At 56.4% G+C, this 9,826-nt stretch carries 11 protein-coding genes and 1 tRNA gene; 6 read left to right on the plus strand and 6 right to left on the minus strand.

From position 1 onward, the window contains the following. Positions 1-4: 4 nt before the first annotated feature. Positions 5-817 carry a (2Fe-2S)-binding protein gene (locus MWU60_RS14020; RefSeq protein WP_247227992.1) on the plus strand — a complete coding sequence of 271 codons (813 nt, stop codon included), beginning with the start codon at positions 5-7 and terminating at the stop codon, positions 815-817. 286 nt (positions 818-1,103) lie between these two features. Here MWU60_RS14020 and MWU60_RS14025 read toward each other — a convergent pair whose 3' ends face one another. Further along, the gene (locus tag MWU60_RS14025) at positions 1,104-1,880 is read right to left on the minus strand and encodes an SseB family protein (RefSeq protein WP_247227993.1); all 777 of its coding nucleotides are present in this window, start codon (positions 1,878-1,880) and stop codon (positions 1,104-1,106) included. After that, the gene (locus MWU60_RS14030; RefSeq protein ID WP_247227994.1) at positions 1,877-2,458 is read right to left on the minus strand and encodes a uracil-DNA glycosylase family protein; all 582 of its coding nucleotides are present in this window, start codon (positions 2,456-2,458) and stop codon (positions 1,877-1,879) included. The genes MWU60_RS14025 and MWU60_RS14030 overlap by 4 nt, the downstream gene beginning before the upstream one ends. A gap of 206 nt (positions 2,459-2,664) precedes the next feature. Between MWU60_RS14030 and MWU60_RS14035 the strand changes: the two genes are divergently transcribed. The 5 genes from MWU60_RS14035 (at position 2,665) to MWU60_RS14055 (ending at position 7,159) form a co-directional block, all read left to right on the plus strand. After that, complete coding sequence (locus tag MWU60_RS14035) at positions 2,665-3,324, plus strand: ATP-binding cassette domain-containing protein (protein ID WP_247227995.1); 660 nt, start codon at positions 2,665-2,667, stop codon at positions 3,322-3,324. Next, positions 3,302-4,849 carry a capsule biosynthesis protein gene (locus MWU60_RS14040; protein ID WP_247227996.1) on the plus strand — a complete coding sequence of 516 codons (1,548 nt, stop codon included), beginning with the start codon at positions 3,302-3,304 and terminating at the stop codon, positions 4,847-4,849. The genes MWU60_RS14035 and MWU60_RS14040 overlap by 23 nt, the downstream gene beginning before the upstream one ends. Beyond that, positions 4,849-5,682, plus strand: a complete 834-nt coding sequence (gene kdsA / locus MWU60_RS14045) for a 3-deoxy-8-phosphooctulonate synthase (RefSeq protein WP_247227997.1) — start codon at positions 4,849-4,851, stop codon at positions 5,680-5,682. Before MWU60_RS14040 ends, kdsA begins: the two co-directional genes overlap by 1 nt. Positions 5,683-5,732: 50 nt before the next feature. Then, a complete protein-coding gene (locus MWU60_RS14050; RefSeq protein WP_247227998.1) occupies positions 5,733-7,019 on the plus strand; it encodes a mechanosensitive ion channel domain-containing protein in 1,287 nt (428 codons plus the stop codon). Between the two features lie 65 nt (positions 7,020-7,084). After that, positions 7,085-7,159, plus strand: a tRNA-Gln gene (locus MWU60_RS14055). 166 nt (positions 7,160-7,325) lie between these two features. On the opposite strand, the gene MWU60_RS14060 is transcribed toward MWU60_RS14055, so the two are convergent. The 4 genes from MWU60_RS14060 to MWU60_RS14075 are packed head-to-tail and all read right to left on the minus strand — an operon-like array spanning position 7,326 to position 9,567. After that, positions 7,326-8,927, minus strand: a complete 1,602-nt coding sequence (locus MWU60_RS14060; RefSeq protein WP_247227999.1) for a recombinase family protein — start codon at positions 8,925-8,927, stop codon at positions 7,326-7,328. After that, on the minus strand, positions 8,924-9,196 hold the full coding sequence (locus MWU60_RS14065) for a DUF2924 domain-containing protein (protein WP_281493297.1): 273 nt from the start codon (positions 9,194-9,196) through the stop codon (positions 8,924-8,926). Before MWU60_RS14065 ends, MWU60_RS14060 begins: the two co-directional genes overlap by 4 nt. Beyond that, the gene (locus MWU60_RS14070; RefSeq protein WP_247228001.1) at positions 9,197-9,352 is read right to left on the minus strand and encodes a hypothetical protein; all 156 of its coding nucleotides are present in this window, start codon (positions 9,350-9,352) and stop codon (positions 9,197-9,199) included. It abuts the gene before it with no gap. After that, entirely contained in the window at positions 9,352-9,567 is a 216-nt protein-coding gene (locus tag MWU60_RS14075) for a DUF3489 domain-containing protein (RefSeq protein ID WP_247228003.1), read from the minus strand. The genes MWU60_RS14070 and MWU60_RS14075 overlap by 1 nt, the downstream gene beginning before the upstream one ends. Positions 9,568-9,826 lie beyond the last annotated feature (259 nt).

Here is a 9,826-nt window from a genome sequence, read left to right on the forward strand (position 1 = left end):
CCAGATGCCGCGCGTCCTCCATGATCTATTGGCGAATCTCACGCCGCTGGAGGGCGCGTTCTCTCCTGTTCTCAGGCTGGACAATTCCTCTGCGGCCAGCCTGTCACTGTCGGACGTGACAGACGATTGCGCGCGTCGCCTGATGGCGGATGCAATTCTTGATGAACCGGGCGGGGACGCAAAACTCGCGGCCGCATACCTGATTGGAACAGTGTCATGGAGTATCTGCGAACCCCTTGCAGGTCTGGCCCTGCGCGGGCTTTGGCTTGCTGCGGCAAAACCAGATGCCATCAGCCTGTCCGAGCGGTTTGTGCATTGGGAAGATGATGGCGAAAAAGGGGTGAGCCTCGCATTTGACCTGACCATCAATGAAGCTGCGATGGCTTTTGTCGACGTGCCAGCAACCCACGGATTTGCCGCGACATTAGAGCAGCTGCATGAACCGCTGATTGAAACGCTGCGCCGGGTCAGTGGGCTGTCGCGGTCGGCCCTTTGGCGACTGGTGTCCGACAGCCTCGCCTACGCCTTTCTGGAACAAGGGCGCGCGATGGGTCAGGCTGAACCAGCCATTGATCATGGGCGCACTGTTCTGCGGGATCGCGGATCAAAACTCTTCAACAAGCAAACCGACTTTGAGTGGATTGACCTGCCGGAAAGCCCCAATATCGGTGACTGGATGCGCATCCGCGGCGGCTGCTGCCGATACTACACCTCTCCTCGCAAAGATGCCGCTTACTGTACAACCTGCGTCTTGCGGCCCGCTGACAGTCGCCGAGAGCGCTATCGAGATTATCTCCGGCGGACTCGGCTGCCGTGAAAGGCGGACATGTGGGATAGAGCCATGACCGTTTTGTCCGCAATCGGAGTCTGATCCACGCCCCGGTCTGCATGAATAACCGGTCCTTCTGCTACGCAGCAGCACCAAGACTATTGCGCCAATTTCATCTCAGACGCAGCGAGCGCACGCAGCAAAGAAATCCTGAGGACGTATTGGGCTCACCCCAAACCTTCGCTTCGCTTTCCGTTGATGGCTGCTTTGCCGCTTGCTCTAACGCTGAGACAGTATTTTGACATAAGGGTCAAACATATCTGACGTTTCACAACTAACGCAGCTTTGGTGGCTTTTCGGGGTCCATGCCGGGTGCGCCCGGAACTTGCGGCACCTCTGGCTCGGGTAGATCGAACCGCAAGCCGACCTTGGCCAGATGCGCCGCGAGCGGATCACTTGCCCGCACGAACAGGACGTCCATGACACCGGCCTCAATGCCCGAAAACGTCAGCGCCTCGCTCGCGGCAGACGCCAGTGCCTTTTCTGCGCCTTCGACTGCATCGACAAAGGCCAACACATGCCCGCGCGCGCGGTCTTCATAAGTGGCCGCCGCCAGATAGGCAAAGCGTGCCAACCCCGCCGCAATGGCAAGTTTGCGATCAAGGCCGGATACAACAACCTCTGGCAATCCACCAGGTGCGGAGACTTCGGTCAACCGCGCTTCTGTCTCATCTGGACCATGCGACAGGGTTGCAACCAGCCAGTCCACAGCCTCTGCCGGGATCAGCATTGCGGACGGAGCGACCTCCAAGTTCAGCGCCAACCCAATCCCCTGCCCCGCCAGCATATTGGCCAGTGCGCGGCCGGGAACACCGGCATAGGGCGCGACACGGCCCACAAACTGCGACAGCCGCTCTTCGCGATCAAACACGAGTGTGAAGTTCTGATCTTCGATCTCGAACAGTTCGGGCGTGATCTGATCGCCGTCCGCTTCAGCGCCGAGCAGCATGAACAGCTCGGTATCCGCGAGCCGTTCATAGAACCGTAAGCGCGCCGCATCATTTTCGGGGGCGGCTTCCATTGCAGCATGGGCTTGGTCAAGGTCGGTCATTTCAGCGCATCTTTCACAGCCAAACGTAGTTGAGGTAGAACATCAGCCTCAAACCACGGATTTTTCTTCAACCATCCGGTATTGCGCCATGATGGATGAGGCAAGGGAAAGACGCGCGGTGCAAGGTCGCGCCAGCCCTGCACGGTCGCGGTTACACCGGCGCTTTGGTCCAGATGCCAGCGATGGGCATAGGCACCGACCAGAACGGTCAGCGGAACATCACCGATGGCCGCCATCACCCGGTCATGCCATGTGGCCTGACACAACGGCGGCGGCGGCAAGTCAGACCCTTTGGCGTCATAGCCGGGAAAGCAAAACGCCATTGGTACAATCGCAACCTGTGTCCGGTCATAAAAGGTGGTCGCATCCATCCCCAACCAGTCCCGCAGCCGATCACCGGACCGATCCGTGAACGGACGGCCACTTTCATGTACACGCAACCCTGGCGCCTGCCCCGCGATCAAAATACGCGGGGCGTTGTCAAACCAAACCACCGGGCGCGGTTGATGCTGTGTTGCCGTGGCTGCAAAACGGTCGGCACACAGGCGGCAGCGCGTAATTTCATCCTGGAGAGGCATTTGGTCTCACATGTCAGGTTCGCTTGGATCGCGTATAGCACCTGATCTGACGCCCAAGCCAAGCATAGCGAGCCCGCATCGCGCAGATCACAGGATTGTCGCTGTATTCATGCCGCAATGTCGCTGTATGGAAACCGGAGCAGTCATGTTAACCTATTGATGTTAGAGAGCGCAGGTCGTCAGGCACGGCCATAAACAGGATCAAAATGCTAGAATTTGCCGAAGTCAGCAAATCGTTTTGGACAGGCACACAGCGCAAGGTCATCCTTGATCGCGCGTCTTTCCGCGTGGAGCTGGGGAATTCCTTGGGTATTCTTGCACCCAACGGGACCGGTAAGACGACACTGATCAACATGATGTCGGGGCTTGAAAAGCCGGATGAGGGCACGATCCGGCGCAGTTGCCGCGTATCTTTTCCGCTGGGCTTTATGGGTGGGGTCGAAAACACGCTTTCCGCAATGGAAAACTGCCGGTTCATCGCCCGAATCTACGGGCTTGACCCTGACTATGTCGAAGCGTTTTGCAGATGGCTGTGCGGGCTGGAAGAATACTTTGATATGCCTGTCGGCACCTATTCAACCGGAATGCGGGCACGATTTTCCTTTGCGCTCTTGCTTGCGCTGGATTTTGATATGTATCTGATCGACGAAGGCATGCCCGGATCAACGGATGTTGAATTCAATCGTAAAGCAGGCGAAATCCTGCGCGAACGACTGGAAAAAGCGACTGTGATCATCGTATCGCATCAGCCCGGCGTGCTGGAACGGCTTGTGAAATCCGCAGCTGTGCTCAAAAATGGGCAACTGCATATGTTTGACACCTTGGAAGAGGCGAGAGTGCTTTATGACTACCAGACCCAAGGTTAAAAAGTTTCGCATCCGGCGCAAACAGGACGGCGAGGCGCCGACTGTGACCGCTGAAGCTGTTGACGATCCCAAAGAGCCTTCACAGGCCGAACAAATCGCGGCCATCAGCAAAGAAGGGCTGACGGGCCGCCAATTGCGCATGGCGCGCCGCGTTGCGCTGAAGAACGGGTTTGAGGCGTCATCAGACTATGATGCTGTGCGCCAGTTGCGTGCAGCAGGGATTGATCCGTTTCAGCGCAGTTCTGTGCTTGAGCTGGTCAAACCCGATGGCGCAAAAGTGCCGGGCAAACGGGGGCGCATCCTGCTGCCGGATACCACTGCCGACGAAGTTATTTCACTGCCCAGCACCAATAATCAGGATGCGCTGAACCGCAACGCCGCCGAAATCCGCCAGATTCAGCGCGACATTGCCAATCGGCGCAAACGCAAACTCGCGCTTTTGTGGACACGCCTGTCGGTCTTTATCTTTCTGCCCACGTTCCTCATTGGCTGGTACTTTTACAATATCGCGACCCCGATGTACGCGACAAACTCTGAAATCGTGATCCAGCAGGCCCAACCACAAGGCGGCGGCCCGCAGGGCCTCGCAACACTGTTCCAAGGCACCTCGATGGCCACCCAGCAGGACAGCATTGCCGTGCAATCCTATCTTGCCTCGCGCGAAGCGATGCTGCGATTGGACGCTGATTACAATTTCAAGGAACACTTTAGCGATCCGTCCATTGATGCCATCCAGCGGCTTGAGGAAAACGCCACGAATGAACAGGCGTTTGGCCTTTATTCCGATCACGTCAAGATCAGCTATGATCCGACGGAGGGCCTGATCCGCATGGAAGTGATCGCGGCAGACCCGGTGCGCAGTTTTGAATTCTCTGAGGCGTTGATCGGCTATGCTGAGGAACAGGTTGACCAATTGACCGGGCGTCTGCGCGAAGACCAGATGCGCGGCGCGTTGCAAAGTTATGAAGAGGCCGAGCAACGACGCGCCGATGCCTTGGCGGTATGGTTGGCCATTCAGGAAGACTTTGACCAGATTGATTCGACCAGTGAGACAACGGCGCGCATGGGCCAGATCAATTCTCTGGAAACCGAGAAGCAGCGGCTTGAGCTTGTGTTGCAATCACGCTTGAACGTCGATCGGCCAAGCCAAGTGCAGGTGCAATCATTACGCGCCCAAATCGCCAACATTGACGAAGCCATTCAAGAGCAACGTGCGCTATTGACGGGCGGCGACAGTCTTGAAGGCTCTCTTGCCGCCCGTAACACGCAACTGCGCACGGCCGAGGAAAACTACACCTTCCAGACCGCGATGGTACAGCAGGCACTGACCCAAATGGAAACTGCCCGCATTGAAGCCAACCGTCAGGTCCGCTACCTATCGCAAAGCGTGCGGCCGGTGATACCTGATCAGGCCACCTATCCCCGCGCATTTGAAAACACGATCCTGGCGTTTTTGATCCTTTCAGGCATCTATCTGATGATCTCAATCACCGCTTCGATCCTTCGCGAGCAGGTAAGTTCTTGATGCATAAAGTTGAAATTGGCGCGCTGACCGTCAGCAATGATCATCCGCTGATGGTAATGTCGGGGCCTTGCGCGCTGGAAACCGTTGATCACGCGCAGATGATTGCCGGACAGATGGCGGAAATCTGTGCCGCTCATGGCGCGCAGTACATCTTCAAAGGCAGCTTTGATAAGGGCAATCGCACGTCACTGTCAGGCAAGCGTGGTGCTGGTTTGGACGATGGTCTTAAAATCATGCAAGCCGTGAAGGACACGGTTGGTTGTCCGGTCGTGACCGATATTCATACCGCAGAGCAATGCGCACCGGTTGCCGAGGTGTGCGACGTGCTGCAAATCCCGGCCTTCCTTTGCCGCCAGACCGATTTGCTTCTTGCAGCAGGCGAAACCGGCGCGGTGATCAACATCAAGAAAGGGCAGTTTCTGGCCCCATGGGACATGACCAACGTGGTGTCCAAAGTAGAAAGCACCGGAAACAAGCGCATCATGCTGACCGAACGCGGTGCATCCTTTGGATACAACACGCTGGTCGCTGATATGCGGTCGCTGCCAACAATGGCGCGCACGGGCTATCCGGTTGTGATGGATGCCACTCATTCGGTGCAGCAACCCGGTGGTATGGGCGGATCATCAGGCGGGCAGCGCGAATTTGCACCTGTCATGGCGCGGGCGGCAGTATCACTGGGTATTGCAGCGGTGTTTATCGAAACGCATCAGGATCCGGATAACGCGCCCTCGGACGGGGCAAACATGATTCCATTGAATCAAATGGATGCTGTGATCAAAAGTCTGATGGCATTCGATGCATTGGCTAAGGCCGATCCACTGCGGGTGTGACAGAGCTGTTTTCCCTGCTATGAGACATCATTGCCTAATGGAATGATGTCATGCGCCTTTTTGTGATCTTCGCCCTCTTTTTGACCTTTGCAGCGCCCGCCGTCGCCCAAAACGCGAACGGGCCGATCACAACCGAGAATTCAGCTCAGCAAGACGCAGATATCGCTTTGCGCATCCGCGAAATCCTTACCGAGCTGGGCAACTACAACGATGTGACCGTGACGGTGAACGAAGGCGTCGTCACCCTGCGCGGAACGACCACATCCGTGATTGAGGCGGATGAACTCAACCCGCTCGCGAGCCGGGTCGAAGGGGTTGTTGCCGTGCGCAATCAGGTCACTGAGACGACCGATATCGGTGAACGGCTGAACCCTGCGATTGAACGGTTCCGGTCCCGCATTGACCAGTTCATCGTTTTCTTTCCGCTTGCGTTGATTGCAGGGGCTGCCTTTGCCTTGGTCGTACTGATCGGCTTTACACTGGCCCGGTTGCGGCAACCGTGGGAACGATTGGCCCCCAACACCTTTATCGCCGAGATTTACCGCCAACTTCTGCGCATCGCCTTTGTGATCTTTGGCATCGTCATCGCCCTTGATATCCTTAACGCAACGGCATTGCTCAGCACGATCCTTGGTGCTGCCGGGATCATCGGCCTCGCACTTGGCTTTGCCGTGCGCGATACAGTCGAAAACTTCATCGCCTCGGTGATGCTCTCATTCCGCCAGCCCTTCCGGCCAAATGATACGGTCGAGATCAATGGCGATATCGGAAAAGTCATCCGCCTGACCAGCCGAGCAACAATCCTTTTGTCTTTTGACGGCAATCATATCCGAATCCCCAATGCGTCCGTCTTCAAAAGCCGGATCATCAACTACAGCCAAAACGCCGAACGACGGTTCATGTTCTCGGTGATGGTTGAGCGCGAGGCAGATTTGCATGAAACGCGCGCCTTGGTGGCGAAAACGGTCCAGGACCTGCCCTTCATCCTGAGCGAACCTGCTGCGCAAACATGGATTGAGGCCTTGCATCCCGCCGGTGTCGAACTGGTCATCACCGGCTGGGTTGATCAGAACGAGACATCCATCGTGCGTGCAAAAGGCGAGGCATTGCGTCAGGTCAAACTGGCCATCCAAGCTGCAGGCATCGTGATCCCCGACGCAACACAAGCCATTCACCTCAGCCGCGAAGCCAAATTGGCCCCGCCCGAGCCACACGAAAGCACGCAGGTTGAAACGGTGGACGCCAGCGAGGACGCCGCACTGGACCGCATCGTGGACGCCGAACGCGAAGAAGAAATCTCGGAAGATCTGTTGCGTAAAGACAGTCTGAAGGAATAGGCGCATTTCTTTGCAAAACGGGGCTTGAACCGATCCCGCCTTCGCAGTATCACGCCCCTCGCTGCTGGGATGTAGCCAAGTGGTAAGGCAACTGTTTTTGGTACAGTGTACCGTAGGTTCGAATCCTACCATCCCAGCCAGCTTTTCTCCCCAAACCGCTGATACGCAGAGCTCCAGTAAATAGTGCCGTTGTTTCCGGAGGTTGCGAGGTACGTTTCGGAAGCAGACAGTTTGCAGCCGCATTTATCAGCGACACAACCGCATCAGTCTGCGTTTGCGTTTTCCGCGATACACTTTGATGGGGAATTAGAGATTTCCGATGCGCTTGCGCTGCGCATCCCATTCGGCGGGCATGCCGTGACGCAGCAGCCAGTCAGATGTCAGACCTGCTGGCTGTTTGCCTTGTGTGATCTGACGGACAACGTCCGGTGCAAGGAATGCGAGATGGATCATCTGCTGGATGCGACGCTTGGATGTCCCGGTTTCGGCCGAGATCTGATCGAAGGTCGCGCCCTGTTTGATCCGTTTGTACCAGTGGTTGGCACTGGCGATGTTGCGCATCAGCCGTTCATCGATTGTGGCATCGCCCTCAATGACGAGCTTCATTTCGACACCGCGACGTCGCTCGGTGAACGGTAAATTGAGCTGCAATTCGCTTGGTTTGGGTACTTTCGTGTCCCCGAGATGGGATTGTACCTGTTTTGGATCGAGCTGCACCGTCAGCAGACCGGGTTTAATCTTTACAGACTCGATCATCTCAAGCGCGCCGTTATGGTCAATGACCATGTCTTTACCGGCTGCGATGATTTGATCTGAGACATGAACACGAAGATTACCGATGTGCCTTTGCACTACACCTCCAATGGGCTCTTCCAATTGCTTTGCAGGGATCCGCCATGTCCGCTGCTTGTCATCAGCACGGCTCATGCCCGTCACCAGCTTTTGGGAGATGTAGTAGCGGTAGCGTCGGTCGCCTTTTTTTGTATGACTGGGCGTCAGCTTCTGCCCTGCCTCATCGAAGATCTTTCCAGCTAGCGGAGATGTGTCACGGTGCTGTTTGGTGTTGCGTTCTTTTGCGCTATTGCTTGAAAGCTGTTGTTGAAGTCGTTCCCATGTCTCTGGATCAATGATCGCGGGATGCTGTCCTTCAAAGACCTGTCCTTTGTGCCGGATGCGTCCGGCATAAATAGGGTTCGTCAGGATATGATGCAGTTGACCGCGTGACAACAGATGTCCGCCGCGCTGATTGCCATCCGCGAGACGACACAGCTTTGATCGCAACCCAAGACGTTCGGCTTGCTCACGCACCTTGTTCATAGTGCGATGCTTGTCATAAAGGGCGTAGATCGTTTTGATTATTTGCGCTTCCGCCGCGTTGATCTTCAATGTTCTGCCGTCTGGATCATATCCCAGTGGCACATTACCACCCATCCAAAGACCTTTGCGTTTGGAGGCCGCGATCTTGTCGCGGATCCGCTCCGCTGTGACCTCCCGTTCAAACTGCGCAAAGCTGAGCAGCACGTTGAGTGTGAGCCGCCCCATGCTGGTCGATGTATTGAAGCTCTGGGTGACTGAGACAAACGACGCACCTGCTTCATCCAGCCGGTCAACAAGCTTGGCAAAGTCGGCAAGCGATCTGGTCAGCCGGTCGATCTTGTAGACCACGATCTGGTCGATCTGCTTAGCATCAACCTGATCCATCAACCGCTGAAGCGCGGGGCGTTCCAGATGACCACCGGAGATGCCGCCATCGTCGTAGTGTTCAGGCAGCAGCTCCCAGCCTTCATGACGCTGGCTGGCAACATAGGCCTCACAGGCTTCGCGTTGTGCATCCAGCGAGTTGAAGTCTTGCTCCAATCCATCTTCTGAGCTCTTGCGGGTATAGATGGCACAGCGGACGCGGTTCATTTTGCTGTGCTCAAGCCAAAGAAGCGCGGGCCGCTCCACCCTGCCCCTGTGATCCGCTTGGCGATGGCACTGAGGGATCGATAAGTCTGACCGTCCATCTCAAACCCGTCATCCGTCACAAGAACCCGGTAGATGCGGCCATTCCATTCACGGACGAGCTGGGTTCCCGGCGTCAACATGGGTTTGGCTGTAGTGGCAGCGTCATTGCGGATACTGCTGGTGGCCTGACTGCGCAGCTGTTGCTTCACTGCAGCACCGTGGCCGCCCATCTACTTGCATTGACACTCGAAGGCGAGTGCTTTGCGCAGGAATGTCACTGACAGATGACGACCAGCAACTGTCCCGGTCAGCTTCAGCCACTCCGCAGCGCATTGCTCCTTGTCCGACCTAGCGATGTCAATAAACTCCAGAGGAAGGTTGGGCATCATGCGCCCTCCTCGACTGGTTTGGCTTGATAGAGAGAGCCTTTGGCTGATGCGCTGCAGTCAATTGCCAGCCCACCTTTGCGCAGCCGTGAGATCTCTGCCCGGATGGTATGTGGTTGCCAGGCAAGCTGCTTTTGCAGCGTCTCAATCGTTGCGCCTGACTTGCGGCTGATCAGTTTGGTAAGCTGTGCGCGCTTAGTGATGGGTTTGGTCATGATTGTCTCCATATTAGACTGCAGGCGATCCGCAGCCTTGTACTGAGACAAACCCGGGCTTTCCGGGCGCCTTGGAGATTGGGGCACACCTCTATCGGCTTAGTACGCCCGCCAGCTCTTCCAGAATGTTGCCAGCTGAACCGCGCCGGGTTTGCCGGAGGCTCCAACTCATGAGTAGGATGGAGCATCATGACAAAGACAACGAACAAGTATTCACCAGAAGTCCGCGAACGCGCTGTACGGATGGTATTGGATGGCG

This window comes from Yoonia sp. F2084L (assembly GCF_023015625.1).
Lineage (GTDB): Bacteria > Pseudomonadota > Alphaproteobacteria > Rhodobacterales > Rhodobacteraceae > Yoonia.

Coding starts and splice junctions, on each gene's coding strand:
- MWU60_RS14020 (WP_247227992.1), top strand. CDS start 5: ATGCCGCGCGTCCTCCATGATCTATTGGCGAATCTCACGCCGCTGGAG.
- MWU60_RS14025 (WP_247227993.1), bottom strand. CDS start 1,880: ATGACCGACCTTGACCAAGCCCATGCTGCAATGGAAGCCGCCCCCGAA.
- MWU60_RS14030 (WP_247227994.1), bottom strand. CDS start 2,458: ATGCCTCTCCAGGATGAAATTACGCGCTGCCGCCTGTGTGCCGACCGT.
- MWU60_RS14035 (WP_247227995.1), top strand. CDS start 2,665: ATGCTAGAATTTGCCGAAGTCAGCAAATCGTTTTGGACAGGCACACAG.
- MWU60_RS14040 (WP_247227996.1), top strand. CDS start 3,302: ATGACTACCAGACCCAAGGTTAAAAAGTTTCGCATCCGGCGCAAACAG.
- kdsA (WP_247227997.1), top strand. CDS start 4,849: ATGCATAAAGTTGAAATTGGCGCGCTGACCGTCAGCAATGATCATCCG.
- MWU60_RS14050 (WP_247227998.1), top strand. CDS start 5,733: ATGCGCCTTTTTGTGATCTTCGCCCTCTTTTTGACCTTTGCAGCGCCC.
- MWU60_RS14060 (WP_247227999.1), bottom strand. CDS start 8,927: ATGAACCGCGTCCGCTGTGCCATCTATACCCGCAAGAGCTCAGAAGAT.
- MWU60_RS14065 (WP_281493297.1), bottom strand. CDS start 9,196: ATGGGCGGCCACGGTGCTGCAGTGAAGCAACAGCTGCGCAGTCAGGCC.
- MWU60_RS14070 (WP_247228001.1), bottom strand. CDS start 9,352: ATGCCCAACCTTCCTCTGGAGTTTATTGACATCGCTAGGTCGGACAAG.
- MWU60_RS14075 (WP_247228003.1), bottom strand. CDS start 9,567: ATGACCAAACCCATCACTAAGCGCGCACAGCTTACCAAACTGATCAGC.